The sequence below is a fragment of the Pseudomonas sp. GL-B-12 genome (genome assembly GCF_019955895.1).
Taxonomy (GTDB): Bacteria; Pseudomonadota; Gammaproteobacteria; order Pseudomonadales; family Pseudomonadaceae; genus Aquipseudomonas.
The window spans coordinates 21,369-36,154 of record NZ_JAHBCX010000020.1 but is presented as its reverse complement, the minus strand read 5'-3'; the positions used below and the strand labels follow the sequence as shown (position 1 = coordinate 36,154).

Genomic DNA, 14,786 nt, shown 5'->3' with positions numbered 1-14,786 from the left:
GGGCAATAGGGGAGGAGAGCAGGGGGTCAGGTGACTGCGCCGATTTGCCAGGGCACGAATTCGTTCTGCCCGTAACCGTGTTGCTCGCTCATGCTGCGTTCGCCCGAAGCGATGCGCAGCATGAGTTTGAAGATGGCTTCACCGCATTCTTCGATGGTCATGGTGTCTTCGGCGATCTCGCCGCAGTTGATGTCCATGTCTTCGCGCTGGCGGTTCCACAGGGCACTGTTGGTCGCCAGTTTGATCGACGGTGAGGGAGCGCAACCGTAGGCCGAACCACGTCCGGTGGTAAAGGCAATCAGGTTGGCGCCACCGGCCACCTGGCCTGTCGCCGATACCGGGTCATAGCCCGGAGTGTCCATGAACACCAGGCCTTTGGCCTTGACCAACTGGGCATATTCATAGACTTCGACCAGGTTGCTGGAGCCTGCCTTGGCCACGGCACCCAGGGATTTTTCCAGGATGGTGGTCAACCCGCCGACCTTGTTACCGGCCGAAGGGTTGTTGTTCAGCTCTGCCCCCATGCGTTGGCAATACGCCTCCCACCAATGGATCCTGGCGACGAGCTTTTCGCCCACCGCGCGATTGACGGCCCGACGGGTCAGCAGGTGTTCGGCACCATAAATCTCCGGCGTTTCGGAAAGGATGGCCGTACCGCCACAAGCCACCAGACGGTCCACGGCACTACCCAGAGCCGGGTTGGCCGTGATGCCGGAATACCCGTCCGAGCCGCCGCATTGAAGGCCTACGACCAGGTGCCTGGCACTGACCGGTTCACGCTTGACCTGGTTGGCCTCCTCAAGCAACGCCTTGACCTGGGCGATGCCGCTGGCGACTGCCCTGGAAGTGCCGCCGCTGTCCTGGATGCTGAAGGTGCGCAGGGTAGCGCTGCGGCTCAACCCTTGAGTGCTGAGCAACCCGTCGATCTGGTTGGTTTCGCAGCCCAGCCCGATCACCAGCACGGCGGCGAAGTTGGCATGATTCGCGTAGCCGGCCAACGTCCGGCGCAGCAGGGCCAGGCCTTCGCCGGCGGGGTCCACGGCGCAACCGGCGGAGTGGGTGAGGGCGACCACGCCATCGACATTGGGGTACGCCAGCAGCGCGGCAGGGTTGATGTCCCTGCGGAAATGGTCGGCAATGGCGCGGGCTACAGTGGCCGAGCAATTGACCGAGGTCAGAATGCCGATGTAGTTGCGCGTCGCCACTCGACCGTCCGCTCGTACGATGCCCATGAACTCCGGCTCTTCGTTCAACGGGCTGTTGGATTTCACGTCGACACTAAAGGCGTAGTCACGGGAGAAATCGCCCATGGTCAGGTTGTGCACATGTACGTGCTCACCGGCTTCGATAACCCCGGTGGAAAAACCGATGATCTGTCCGTAACGACGCAAGGGCTGGCCGGCTTCGACTCGGCGTGCGGCGATCTTGTGGCCCGCGGGTACTGGCTGGCGCACGGTCACGCCTTCCTGCTCGAGTACTTCACCCGCCAGCAACGGCCGACGGGCGATCAATACATCGTCCAGAGGATTGAGGCGCAGTACGGCGGCTGCACCGGTTTTCATGATCAATTGCATCGCAAACTCTCTGGCTATGAAGCGTGGGAGGTCGCTGGCGAACGGGCCGCGCCTTACCTTTGTTGCCGCACTATAAGAGCCGCCGCAGGTGGCTGCCTAATGAGACCTTTGGATTGATCGATAACCTTTTTTCATTAGTTCGAGGTTTTTTGAGTTAAACCTCGCTCAACGGTCGTCGGCTTCCCGTCGCAGCCGGGCGAATTCCAGCAAGGTATCGGCGAATTCCCGGGCGGCTTCGCTCAGCGGCTCGTCCTTGCGCGTGATGATGCCGTAGTCCTGGGGTTCGACCTTGAACGGCGTGTTGAGCACCTTGAGCAAACCGCTCTGGACCTGGGGCTGGACCATCGACTCGGGCAACATCGCGAGCATGGGGCCCGATTGCAGCAGTTGCAAAAAGGTTGGCATCGAGATGGTCTCGACCGTATTGGTAGGCGTACGTACGTTGAACTCGGTGAAGGCACTTTCCATCCGTCGCCGTATAGGGGCATTGAAGGGATACATGACCCAGGGCCAATCGCCGAGCTGATCGGTCGCCACTTCATCGAACTGTGCCAGGGGATGGCGACTGTTGACCACCAGGCAAAAGGGCTCGGGCCCGAGCGCACGAAACTCGAAGGGCTGCTGATAACGTTCGTCGGTGAAGCGGGCAATGATCAGGTCGAGCTTTTTATGCTCGAGCATTTCCAACAGTTGATTGCTGGTTTGCTCTATCACTTCGATGGACAGCATCGGCCGGTCCAGCTTGATCCGGGTGATGGCCTCGGGCAACACGACCGAGGTCGCGGCGAAAATTGCACCGACTTTCAAATGGCCATGTCCACCCTTGCGCAGCTTGTTCAACTGATCGACGAACGATTGCGTGTCGTCCAGGGTCATCCGCGCATAGCGGACCACGAACTCGCCGAGCTCGGTCAGAACCATGCTGCGGGTTTGCCGTTCGAACAGAGCAAAGCCGAGCAACAGTTCGATGTCGCGCAACATCTTGCTGATGGCCGGCTGGGTCAGGTTCATCAGCTCGGCAGTCGTGTGCATGTTGCGGGTCCGGGCCAGCGTATCGACCAGCACCAGGTGCTTGATCTTCAGCCATTTGCTGACGCTGGCGTAAGAAATCTCGTCGTTTTCCATAGGGCGCTCAAGTCTGGTTGATAACGAAACGATATCAAATGCTGAATATATGTCATTGGGATTTATCAGCGGCGTGCACTAGTTTTGCCCGGTCGTCATCGAATCTGACCTGGATCTGCATATGCCCGAACTGAAATTGACCCCTGACAACACCCTCCCGATCGATGGACTGCAAGGTACCCTGATCGGTCGTGCCTGGGTCCCGGGAGAGGCCGCCGGACCTTCGCCAGTGGTGCTGCGCGCCGATGGCGTGTTTGATCTGTCCCGGGAATTCCCGACCTTGAGCGACCTGCTGGAGAGCGCCTCGCCGCTTGAGGCCGTTCGCGGCGCTCGCGGTCAATACATTTGCAGTGTCGAGGCATTGTTGGCCAACACCGGAGCAGGCTGCGATCCCGACAAGGCTTTTCTGCTGCCTCCGGCTGACCTGCAGGTGATCAAGGCCGCTGGCGTGACCTTCGCCTCCAGTATGATCGAACGGGTGATTGAAGAGCAGGCCGGGGGCGATGCGGTCAAGGCCGAGAGCGTGCGCAGCGTGGTCAAGGCCGCCATCGGTGATAACCTGCGCTCGATCAAGCCGGGCTCGAGCGAAGCCGCCCGGCTAAAGGCCGTTTTGATCGGGCAGGGCCTGTGGTCGCAATACCTGGAAGTGGGGATCGGCCCTGACGCCGAGATCTTCACCAAGGCGCCGGTTCTCGCTTCGGTGGGCAGCGGCAGCGAGGTGGGTATTCATCCGCAATCGAAATGGAACAACCCCGAGCCGGAAATCGTCCTCGCCGTGAACAGCCATGGACGGATACTGGGCGCCACCCTGGGCAACGACGTCAATTTGCGTGACTTCGAAGGCCGCAGCGCCTTGTTGCTGAGCAAGGCCAAGGACAACAATGCGTCCTGCGCGATCGGCCCGTTCATTCGCCTGTTCGATGAAGGCTTTTCTCTGGATGATGTGCGCCAGTGCGTGGTCGACCTGGTGGTCGAAGGCGATGACGGTTTCGTCCTGCGCGGTAGCAGTTCAATGGCGCAGATCAGTCGCGACCCACTGGAACTGGTGGCCCAGACCATAGGCGGCAATCACCAGTACCCGGACGGATTCATGCTGTTCCTCGGCACTCTGTTTGCGCCGACTCAGGATCGGGAAGAGCAGGGCAGTGGCTTCACCCACAAGCAGGGCGATAGCGTCAGCATCGGCAGTCCGTTGCTGGGCACCCTGCACAATCGCGTCACCTACAGCAATCAGGCAACGCCATGGACGTACGGCCTGCGCGCATTGATGGGCAACCTGGCGCTTCGCGGCCTGGTGGCAGGTAAATCAATCCACTGATTTACCTGCCGCAGATTCCTGGCAGTTAGAAGCAGTGGTCGCTGGACAATAACAATAAGGCACACAAATCATGAGCAAAAACACAACAAGCGCGAAGCACGCGGCCGCCATCGAGAGCGCCATCGCCAAATGCCGATGGAAGCTGTTGCCGTTCCTGGCATTGATGTTCGCCTTGGCAATGATCGATCGTTCCAATGTCGGCTTCGCCAAGGCGGCGTTGCAGACCGATGTCGGCTTGAGCAATGCCGCCTTCGCCCTGGGCGCGGGTATTTTCTTTATCGGTTATGCGATCTTTGAAGTCCCCAGCAACCTGATGTTGCACCGGGTCGGCGCACGACTTTGGCTGAGCCGGATCATGATCACTTGGGGGCTGGTGTCTGCCGCCATGATGTTCACCCGGGATGAAACAACGTTTTATGTGCTGCGTTTTCTGCTCGGCGTGGCTGAAGCGGGTTTTTCCCCGGGTGTGATCCTGTACCTGACCTACTGGTTTCCGGCCCAGCGTCGCGGCCAGGCTATCGGCATCTACTACTTCGGCTTGCCAATGGCCTTGATGCTGGGCAGTCCACTGTCGGGCTGGTTGCTGGAAATGCATGACATGTTCAACCTGACCAACTGGCAGTGGATGTTCCTGGTGGAAGGCCTGGCGGCGGTTGTCGTGGGGATCATTGCGCTGTTCTACCTCAAGAGTAAGCCACAGGACGCCCCTTGGCTGACCCGCGAGGAGAAGGCCGCCCTGAGCCAGGAGCTGGAAGCCGAAGACAAACTCAAGTTGGCCCATGGCCCGAACAACCTGTTGGGCCTGGTGCGCAACAAGCGCGTGCTCAAGTTCATCCTGATCTACTTCAGTGTTCAAGTCAGTGTGTACGGGGTGATCTTCTACCTGCCGACGCGAATCGCCGAGCTGTTGGGTACTACGGTCGGGTTAAAGGTGGGGATGTTCATTTCGCTGCCATGGTTGTGCGCCGCCGTCGCCATGTACTTCGTGACTCGCTATGCCGACCGGCGTGGGGCGCATCTGAAAATGGCGATGTGCATGCTCGGCATGGCGGCCCTCGGTATTGCCGCATCGGCCTTGCTCAACAGCTTTGCCCCGGTGCTGCTGGCCTTCTGTTTTGCAGCGGCGGGTTTCGTGACCGTTCAACCACTGTTCTGGACGCTGCCGACCGGTTACCTCGGTGGGGTCGCCGCTGCGGGCGGTATTGCCCTGATCGGTTCCATGGGCAACATCGGCGGCTTCGTCGCGCCGATGCTCAAGGCCCATATGGAGGTCTGGTTCACCGATCCCCGGGCGGGGATGTTGTCGCTGTCGGCAGCCGGGCTGGTAGGGGTTTACCTGCTATGGACGTTGCGCGTGCCGAAGGGGCAACTGCTGGTCGATCAAGGCCCGCTGGACGGGGTGGCGGGTAATGCCCAGGCATCTTCGAACCCTTGAGATCACCGGGTCGACAATAGACCGATAACAACAGCCGAAGCCTGTCAAAGGCTTCGGTTTTTTTTGCCCGTCGCATGGGGGATGACGGGTACGAAAAACAGGACATGGGCAATGGCGTCACCCGCTTGCGCGAACCTCATGTGCATCGCTACTTTGCGGCCAACCTTTTTCACGTGCAACGGTCTGGTTATCGAGAGCGCTACGGACGCCGCACCCCAATGTGTTTTTTGGGCACGTCAGCCAACGTGACCAGTCACCTGGGCGCATAGCCTTGTCAGCTGTTCAGCCAGATCGATCACGCGCCGTGGTGCGTCGGGGCGCAGGTGTAGCGCGATTTCCAGTGCCGCCAGTTCGGGGAAGGACTCGGCTACGCCCAACCGTCGGTGGCCGGGCAGGGCAAGTCGCGAGGGGAGCACGCTGACGCCGAGACCATCGGCGACCGCTGAGCGCACGCTCGCCAGGCTTGCGCTGCTGTAGCCGATGCTCCAGCGTCGGCCGGCGCTCTCGAGCGCGTGGATCATCTCATCGCGATACAAGCCGCCAACCGGAAACACCACCAGTGGCAGCGGGTCGCGCTCGTACGTCGGCTCGCTGAGGCTGTCGAACCAGGCGAGCGGTTCGGGCCAGGCAGCGTGCCCCACAACCTGTCCCGGGCGCTGTTTGACCAGCACCAGGTCGTAGTCGCCTGCACAAAACTGTTGCCATAGCGTGTTGCTGAGCCCGCTGCTGATCTCAAGCCTTATCGACGGGTGTGCGCGTGCGAAGGCGCCAAGCGTCGGCGTCAGCAAGTCTGACGCAAAGTCTTCTGGCACGCCGATATGCACTTCGCCCTGGGCGTGGCCCTTGCGTAACTCTTCCACCACCTCTTCCATCAGCCCCAGTATCCGGCGCGCATAGCCGAGCAAGCGCTCGCCGTTCTCGGTGGTGACGACGTAGCGCCCGCTGCGATTGAGCAGTTCGCAGCCGAGTTGCTCCTCAAGGCGCTTCAACTGTTGGCTGATGGTCGACTGGCTCAGGTGCACGCGCTCACCGGCGCGGGTGAAGCTGCCGCTCTCTACCACCGCGACGAAACTCTTGAGCAGCAACGGATCGATCAGTGTCGAAGTCATTACGTTTCCCACTAGCTGTATATGGACTCCTCCTCGTTGCAAGCCCCCTTCGCTTTGGCGCCCGTGCCGACTGCACACGTATATTCGGCCTCTGATTTCAGTATCGATTCGATGCAGGGCCATGATGGGCTATTCGCGCGTCGGCTCCCAATTGCTTCTACGTGCTTTACGCACCTGGTCATTAGAGGGTTTTTCCGACGCCGGTTCGACCGGTTTGCCATTGTTCGGGTTGCTTCGCAATCGTGGTGTAGAGGTGCTTCTCCTTGGATAAATGGGTCAGGCCGCTGCCCGATCCGCTTGGTAATCAGTGCCATTGCGTAGCATCGCCCAAGCCTTGCGCGCAGTTTTGTTGGCTAGCGCAATAGCCGCCACATTAGGATGCGAGCGCTCAGCTAAACGGACAGCCCACTGGCTGAGCCGGTCATCTGTAAATTTGGCCGTGCGTAGTGCCTATCGTGCACCATGGATCATCAGCGTTCGCAGATAAGCATCGCCACGTTTGCTGATGCCCAGCAGTCGATCCTTGCCGCCGGAGCTGTGTTGCCTCGGCGTCAGCCCTAACGAGGCGGCCAACTGCCGGCCATTGGCAAACTGTCGGGCATCACCAATGGCAGCAACGAGTGCGGTGGCTATCATCGGGCCGACCCCGCGCAGCTGCTGCAAGCGAACGGCCGTTGGTTCACTTGCCGCGATTGCCGCGATTGCCGATATCTCGCTGTCGAGTTCGCCCACGCGTTCATCCAGTGTGCGAAGGTCGCCCCACAAGCCATCCAGTAGACGACGAAAACGTACCGTCAAACCGTTATCCGCCTCTTCCAACCAGCACGGTATGGCGCGACGCAGCATCAGCAACTCCTTCGGAGCAACGAGGCCGTACTCGGCGATCAGCCCACGAATCTGATTGGCTTTGGCCGTCCGCTGTTCGATTAAGCCGGCCCGGATGCGATGCGTCGCCTGGATATCCTGTTGTTCGATGGTCTTGACGGCGACGAAGCGCATGCTGGGACGGCTCATTGCCTCACAGATTGCTTCGGCATCGTTGGCGTCATTCTTGTTGCTCTTGACGTATGGTTTGACGAACTGCGGCGCGATCAGTCTCACCCGAAATCCGCGTGCCTGTAGTTGTCGCGCCCAATGATGGGCTCCACCGCAACTCTCCATACCGATTTCACAGCCGGGTTCGATTTTCTCCAGCACCGTTTGCAGCCAGCGATCACGCGGTAGGCATTGCCGCCAGATGGGTTGTTCATGACAATCCACGCCGTGGATCTGAAACACGTTCTTGGCCAGGTCGACCCCAATGCGCATAAGCTTCATGTGTGGACTCCTTCTCACGGTTGACTGTGGTTCGCACCTTCAGTCTGGCACTCAAGATGCCGAGGTGAGGAGGAGTCCATCCCATTGCTTCTGGCCGATTCTGTTGAAAAAGTCGACCATGGTTTGCGCAGCAGAAAAGTATGCGTCCGAGAGCGGTATTCGAGGAGGAGCAGAGCGCCTGCTGCAGAACGGGTGATGTTGGTACGCCAGCGTGGTTCAGGCCGTTCCGGACCACTTACCACTCAGGCGGGGAATTGGGCTATCCAGTGCCTGGCAATCTCTTCGCGCCGGCAGATCCACACCGCGTCGTGGCCTTGCACGTAATCGAGAAAGCGCGCCAGCGCCATCGCACGACCAGGATGGCCACTGATCCGCCCATGCAGGCCGACGCTCATCATCTTCGGGTGTTGCGCGCCCTCCTGCCACAGCAGGTCAAAAGCATCCTTGAGCAGCCGGAAGAAGTCTTCACCGCAGGCGAAACCATTCGGCAGCAGATAGCGGGCGTCGTTGTTGACCAGTGTGTAAGGGATCACCAGGTGGGCGGGCGAGCCGGGGAGCCAATAGGGCAGATCATCGTTGTAGGCGTCTGAGCTATAGAGAAACCCACCTTCCTCACGCAACAGGCGACGGGTGTTCTGGCTGACCCTTCCTGTGTACCAACCTGTGGGGCGTTTACCGCAGATCTGCTCGATCACGTCGAGGGTGAGGCGGATATGGCGCCGCTCCTGGTCTTCAGGCATGTCGCGATAGTCCAGCCAACGGTAGCCATGCCCGGCAATCTCATGCCCGGCAGCGCAGAGCGCATGGCCAATCGCCGGGGTGAGTTCCAGTGCCCGGCCGACGGCGAAGGCGGTCAGCGGCAGGCCTCGGGCGCTGAACAGCTCCAGAATGCGCCAAACACCTGCGCGCGATCCGTATTCGTACATGCCCTCGACGCTCAAGTCCGCTTCCCCCACACGCGGCGGGCGGCCCGGTAGCTCGTGAAGCCAGGCCTCCGACTGCGCATCGCCATTGAGGATGCATGACTCCGCGCCTTCTTCGATGTTGAGTACGAACTGGACCGCGACGCGCGCTTCACCGGGCCATCGCGGGTGGGGTGGGCAGCCGCCATACCCGATAAGGTCGCGAGCGGACATCAGCCCAGCTCGAAGGTCGTGACGCCGAACACACGTTCGTGCGCGATCGCCGGAGGAGGGCCGAGGTACATGCGTGCGCAGCCGAAAACCTCGATCATGCCCTGTTGGTGCACGAGCGCCATCGCGGCGGGGTTATTCTCCGGGGCATCGAGAAACAGCGGGCCACCCTCGGCAAATTCCGCCAGGCGCGCGTAGAGGGCATTGGCTGCCAGGGCGTCATCGGCGAACAAGGGGCCGATCTTGTAGCCTTCCCGGCAGCGCCTTACTACGCCATAGCCGCTTAGCCTGCCTTCGCGCTGGCAACCTACGGCGAGTGCATCGGCTTGGGCTATCCACCCGCTCAGGAAGCTTGCGCGTGCGGCGGGGAAGCAGGTGCGGTCGTAATCGACAACTTGATCGAACGGGAAGGTGGCCAACGGGACAATGTCCTGGTCGTCCACCTGCGAGATCGTCGGGCGTTCGGTGGTCCTGGCACGAAAACGCATATTGCGATGGGAGAAGACGAAACCACCCTTGGCGTAGTAGTCCTGCATCGTGAAGACGCCGTCCATGCCGATGCTCGCGCCTGGGCGCAGGCGGGCGAGGAGTCGCTCGCGGCGTGCGTGCCAGAGGGTATTGCCCAGACCTTGACCACGATATTCAGGCCGGACGATGAAAAAACCCATGAAACCGAATTCGCCATTGTAGGAGGTGATGGCACCGCCGCCGATCAATTCGCCGCCCCGAGACGCCGCGATGAAGGCGGCAGGGTCCGTAGCCCAGAACAGCTCGGCATCGTGAAGGCCGGGATTCCAACCCTCACGGGCAGCCCAATCGACGAGCTCGTCCAGCTCGGGACGGGTCATGTTGCGTATGACCAGCTGATTCGACACCGCGAAGTTCTCCTCAGTCGCTAATTGAACCCTTTCGGTATAGCTTCAACCCGAGTATTGATCCAGGTCGTCACGTCACCTGCAGAACATGTTCGTCGCCATTGAACTGTCCTGAGCGCGAGGCCCGGTTGCTGTCAGCGAGGGTGGAACATGCACCCGCAGGAGCCGGGCCTGCCCGCGATGCAGACGACGCGACGTATCAGACAGACCGCGGTGCTAAGACGAGCGCCCCTATGAACGCCCTCACGCGCATTAACTGGATCGCCCGTGGTGGGCTGGCGTTCATAAAGCTGCGCCGCGTCTCGCAGTTTCTATCGGACCCGCTGGTCCAGTTTATTTCGTCGTCTAACTTGGGAATGCCAAGCTAGGGGCTCGGCTACTATGACGTTAGGTGCCAAGGAGACATCATGACGGTCAAGCGTATGGACAACGTCGGCATCGTTGTAGAAGACATTGACGCCGCCATTGAGTTCTTCACCGAACTTGGCCTCGAGCTCGAGGGGCGCGCCCCAATCGAAGGAGACTGGGCAGATGGCGTCACTGGATTGCGCGACATGCGCGTCGAGATTGCCATGATGCGTACGCCGGACGGTCATAGCCGGCTAGAGGTGTCCCGATTCCTCGCACCACTTGTTGTCGCCGATCACCGCAGCGCCCCGGTGAACGCTTTCGGTTACCTACGCGTCATGTTCACCGTGGAGGACATCGACGACACGCTCGCAAGGCTCCACAAACGCGGCGCGGAACTCGTCGGCAAAGTGGTCCAGTACGAAGACACCTATAGGCTCTGCTACATTCGGGGCCCCGAAGGAATTCTGATCGGGCTTGCCCAAGAGCTCGGGCCGCGCGCTTAACGGCAGGCCATGGTCGCTTGCTGGTTGCCGTAACAGGCAGCATTGGGCAGCGAGTTGCTAATCATGGTTACGAAGCGTGCTGGCCAAATCCGATGCACCTGGAACTGCGGGTGGAGGATCGCGCGCACCGCGAGGTTGACCACGCCCGAGAGGCGGGCAAAGCCATGACCGCCCAAATCAAGACAGCAGAACGGCAGGTTGAGCAATTGCAATGGCGGCTGGAGTCGATTCAAACCGAGCTCAACCAAACCCTGCAACGCGCCGCGGCGCAGCAGACCCGAGCAGACACGCTGGAGCAGCAACTGATGCAGGTACGCCAAGTTCCGGCAGCCAAGCGCAAGACGCGTGCACGGAAAACGCCCACGGCGCTGGGCTCTGACTGAGCGTGAGCGTGAGCGTTGCGGTGCTCGCCATGGGAGCACAACGACAGGAAGCCCCTACCGGGGGAGAGTGTCTCGTCCGGTCGCGTCTTGCCGCCAGTGGGTTCGGCGCCTAATGTTAAGTAGTAGGCACCAGGCAAGGGAGGAGGTCGTATGCGCTGTGCAAACTGCGGATTCGAGAATCCTTCCGGGGCCAGCTTCTGTGAAGCGTGTGGCGCCAGGCTGTCTCGCGGCTGTCCGCGCTGTGGCCACGAGGCGGGCCTTACCGCCAAATTCTGCAGTGAATGCGGCGCTCCGCTGACCGATGCGCCTGCTGCGCCATCACCGCGCTCCCGAGCTGTTACAGGGCCTTCTCCAGCGCCCATTCATTACACGCCCCACCACCTTGCCGAACGCATTCGCGCTGAACAGGCAGCCATGGAAGCCCGGGGCGAAACCTCCGGCGAACGCAAGACCATCACGGCGCTGTTTGCCGACATGGCCGGCTCCATGGCGCTGATCCACGACCTCGATCCGGAAGAGGCCCAGCGCCTGATCGAGCCCGTCGTCGCGCTGATGATGGAAGCTGTCCACTACTACGAAGGCTACGTGGCCAAGACCATGGGCGATGGCATCCTCGCGCTGTTCGGCGCCCCCATCGCCCATGAAGACCATCCGCAGCGGGCGCTGTATGCGGCGCTGCGCATGCAGCAGGCGATACACCGACATAGCGACCGCATACGTCTGGAGAAAGGCATTCCGCTGCAAATCCGCGTTGGCATCCACACCGGAGAGGTCGTAGTGCGTTCGATCCGAACGGACAATTTGCACACCGATTACGATCCGGTCGGGCACACGATCCACATTGCGTCCCGGATGGAGGGAATCGCTGCGCCATCGTCGATCCTGGTGAGCGAGTCCACCCACAAGCTGGCGGAGGGCTATTTCGAGTTCAGGACTCTGGGGGCCACCCAGGTCAAAGGTATCCCGGAGCCGCTCTTCGTGTACGAGGTGCAGGGTCTCGGCGCGCTGCGCACGCGCCTGCAACTAGCGGCACATCGCGGGCTGGCCAGGTTCGTCGGCCGCCAGGTCGAACTGGACCTCCTGCATCAGGCGCTCGATCAGGTCAAAGCGGGCCACGGGCAGGTCGTCGCGGTGGTAGGCGAGGCCGGGGTCGGGAAGTCGCGGCTGTTCCATGAGTTCAAGGAACGCTCGCGGCGCGGCTGTCTGGTGCTGGAGACGTTCTCGGTGTCGCACGGCAAGGCCTTTGCCTATTTTCCGCTGATCGAGCTTCTGAAAAACTATTTTCAGATCACTGCCCTGGACGACGAACGGCGGAGTCGGGAAAAGGTCATGGGCAAGGTCCTGACGCTCGAGCGCGGCTTCGAGGATATCGTGCCCTACCTGCTCTATCTGCTGGGTATCGGCGAACGCAGTTCGGCGCTCGCGGAAATGGATCCTCAGATCCGGCACGATCGAATATTCGACGCGATTACGCAACTTCTGGTGCGCGAAAGCCGCGATCAGCCGATCGAGCTGCTGTTCGAGGACCTGCAATGGCTGGACCGAGAGACCGAAGCATTCCTCACGTGCCTCACCGACCGCGTGGCGAGCGCCCCGATTCTGCTCCTCGTGAACTACCGCCCCGAGTATCAGCCTGTTTGGACGCGCGGGGGCCATTGCAGCCAGCTGCGGCTCGAACCGCTGGGCCCAGCCGAAGCCCAGGGACTGCTTGTGGCTCTGCTTGGGGACGATCCCACCCTTGTCCCCCTCAAACAGCTCATCCTGGAGAAGACGGAAGGCAACCCTTTCTTTATGGAGGAGGTGGTCCAAACGCTGGTCGAGGAGAAATCGCTGCTCGGCGAACCCGGCCGTTACCGGATCGAGCAAACTCCGGCTGCGCTGCATATTCCCACCACCGTGCAAGGTGTGCTCGCCGGCCGTATTGACCGGCTCCCGGTAGCGCAAAAGGAATTGCTGCAGACGCTCGCCGTCATCGGCAAGGAGTTTCCGTTCAGTCTGATCCAGCGCATCCGTGATGGACGGGTCGCTCGGATGGACGACGATTTGCACGAACTGCTGGCCCGACTGGAGGCCGCGGAGTTCATTTACCAGCGGCCCGCATTTCCGGAGGTGGAGTATTCGTTCAAGCATGCGCTTACCCAGGAAGTCGCGGGCCACTCGCTACTCATGGAGCGGCGTAGCGCACTGCACGAACGCACGGCGCAGGCCATCGAGGCACTGTTTCCCAATCGCATCGCGGATTACTGCAGCGAACTGGCACACCACTATCGGCTGAGCGGCAATGTCCCGAAGGCCGTGGAATACTTGCACCGTACCGGGCAACAGGCCCTCCAGCATTCCGCCCATCTCGATGCGATGCGTCACCTCGGCGCGGCACTGGAATTGCTCAAGCATTTGCCCGACACGCCCGCGCGTGCTCATCAGGAACTGACGTTGCTGCTCTGCCTGGGGCCGGCCTTGATGGCCGGGCGAGGCTATGGTGCGCCCGAGGTGGAGGCCACCTACACCCGTGCACTGGCGCTATGCGAGCAAGTGGGCGACGACTCGCTTTTCCCTGCGCTGCTGGGGTTGCGGACTTACTACGAGTTGCGCGGGCAATACTCAACTGCATGCGAACTGGGTGAACGATTGTTCAGTATTGCGCAAACTGCGCAGGATCCGGACTTGCTCGTGGAAGCCCATGCGGCACTCGGGGCGACATTGCTTTTTCAGGGTGATCTGCGTAATGCACTTGAGCACCAGGAGCGGGCGCGTGTCCTCTACAACCCGGACCGTCATCGCACACATGTCATTACGTACGGTATGGATCCGGGCTACTCCCTGACATTTTCGACCTGGTGCCTTTGGTTCTTGGGTTTCCCCGATCAGGCAAGCAAGCGCGGCCGGGATGCCCTTGCTCTGGCCAATAAGATTTCCGACCCGTTCGGCTTGGCCTTCACCCTGTCGGCTACGTCGATACTGGGACAGCTTCGGCACGACGTACAACTCGCCGAAGAGTGTGCTGATGCCGCCATCAAGCTTTCACTCGAACGAGGGTTTCCGTTTTATTTGGCGTGGGGGACTATTCTCCAAGGTTGGGCTTGTGCCGAGCAGGGAAACATTGACGAGGGAATCGCTCAGATAACCGAGGGTATTGCCACTTACCAGGCAGCCGGAGCAGAGCTTGGATGTTCTTATTTTCTGGCCCTGCTGGCCGCAGCTCACGGGCGCTCCGGGCAACCGCAGGCAGGATTGGATGTCGTGATCGGCGCTCTGGCTATGGTGAACAGAACAGGCGAGCACTTTTACGAAGCAGAACTGTACCGGCTCAAGGGAGCTCTTAGCCTCCAATGTCAGAGCGAAGACAGACAGGATTCTTCCGTGCAGCAGGAAGCGCAAGCATGCTTTCAAAAGGCGATCTTGGTCGCTCGACAACAAGGGGCAAAGTCACTCGAGCTACGAGCCACAGTGAGCCTTGCTCAGTTATGGGAAGCACGAGACAAGGAGGCGGCGAGGCAAATGCTGGCCGACATCTATAGCTTCTTCACCGAAGGCTTCGACAGCGTTGATTTGCTACAAACCAAGGCGCTGCTCGATGCATGGGCACCATGCGGGGGGGTGAACGATTGATGACGCATGGCGCTGAATCGAGCATCGGTGTGTCGTCGGTAAGTGCGTAACGGG

10 protein-coding genes and 1 pseudogene are annotated in these 14,786 nt (G+C 60.7%); 5 read left to right on the top strand and 6 right to left on the bottom strand.

The window, feature by feature from the left end; genetic code table 11:
- Positions 1–26 precede the first annotated feature (26 nt).
- Together KGA85_RS12100 and KGA85_RS12095 are read right to left on the bottom strand one after the other, a co-directional pair.
- Complete coding sequence (locus tag KGA85_RS12100; RefSeq protein ID WP_223543136.1) at positions 27–1,574, bottom strand: UxaA family hydrolase; 1,548 nt, start codon at positions 1,572–1,574, stop codon at positions 27–29.
- 165 nt (positions 1,575–1,739) lie between these two features.
- Entirely contained in the window at positions 1,740–2,699 is a 960-nt protein-coding gene (locus KGA85_RS12095; RefSeq protein ID WP_223533476.1) for a LysR family transcriptional regulator, read from the bottom strand.
- Positions 2,700–2,820: 121 nt separating this feature from the next.
- On the opposite strand from KGA85_RS12095, the gene KGA85_RS12090 reads away from it, so the two are divergent.
- Both KGA85_RS12090 and KGA85_RS12085 read left to right on the top strand, forming a co-directional pair.
- Complete coding sequence (locus tag KGA85_RS12090; protein ID WP_223543135.1) at positions 2,821–4,017, top strand: fumarylacetoacetate hydrolase family protein; 1,197 nt, start codon at positions 2,821–2,823, stop codon at positions 4,015–4,017.
- Positions 4,018–4,087: 70 nt separating this feature from the next.
- On the top strand, positions 4,088–5,452 hold the full coding sequence (locus KGA85_RS12085) for an MFS transporter (RefSeq protein ID WP_223543134.1): 1,365 nt from the start codon (positions 4,088–4,090) through the stop codon (positions 5,450–5,452).
- Positions 5,453–5,688: 236 nt separating this feature from the next.
- On the opposite strand, the gene KGA85_RS12080 is transcribed toward KGA85_RS12085, so the two are convergent.
- The 4 genes and pseudogenes from KGA85_RS12080 to KGA85_RS12065 form a co-directional block, all read right to left on the bottom strand.
- Positions 5,689–6,561, bottom strand: coding sequence for a LysR family transcriptional regulator (locus KGA85_RS12080; protein ID WP_223459959.1), 873 nt, complete (start codon positions 6,559–6,561; stop codon positions 5,689–5,691).
- A gap of 276 nt (positions 6,562–6,837) precedes the next feature.
- Positions 6,838–7,878 (bottom strand): annotated as a pseudogene (locus tag KGA85_RS12075) (IS110 family transposase).
- A 242-nt stretch (positions 7,879–8,120) separates the two neighbouring features.
- Complete coding sequence (gene puuE / locus KGA85_RS12070) at positions 8,121–9,014, bottom strand: allantoinase PuuE (protein WP_223459961.1); 894 nt, start codon at positions 9,012–9,014, stop codon at positions 8,121–8,123.
- Positions 9,014–9,886: a GNAT family N-acetyltransferase gene (locus KGA85_RS12065; RefSeq protein WP_223533756.1), complete on the bottom strand. Its 873-nt coding sequence runs from the start codon at positions 9,884–9,886 to the stop codon at positions 9,014–9,016. The genes puuE and KGA85_RS12065 overlap by 1 nt, the downstream gene beginning before the upstream one ends.
- Before the next feature lie 407 nt (positions 9,887–10,293).
- Between KGA85_RS12065 and KGA85_RS12060 the strand changes: the two genes are divergently transcribed.
- The 3 genes from KGA85_RS12060 to KGA85_RS12050 all read left to right on the top strand — a co-directional run bounded on the left by KGA85_RS12060 (position 10,294) and on the right by KGA85_RS12050 (position 14,732).
- Complete coding sequence (locus KGA85_RS12060) at positions 10,294–10,740, top strand: VOC family protein (RefSeq protein WP_223533755.1); 447 nt, start codon at positions 10,294–10,296, stop codon at positions 10,738–10,740.
- 92 nt (positions 10,741–10,832) lie between these two features.
- The gene (locus KGA85_RS12055) at positions 10,833–11,123 is read left to right on the top strand and encodes a hypothetical protein (RefSeq protein WP_223459967.1); all 291 of its coding nucleotides are present in this window, start codon (positions 10,833–10,835) and stop codon (positions 11,121–11,123) included.
- 150 nt (positions 11,124–11,273) lie between these two features.
- Complete coding sequence (locus KGA85_RS12050; protein WP_223543133.1) at positions 11,274–14,732, top strand: adenylate/guanylate cyclase domain-containing protein; 3,459 nt, start codon at positions 11,274–11,276, stop codon at positions 14,730–14,732.
- Positions 14,733–14,786 lie beyond the last annotated feature (54 nt).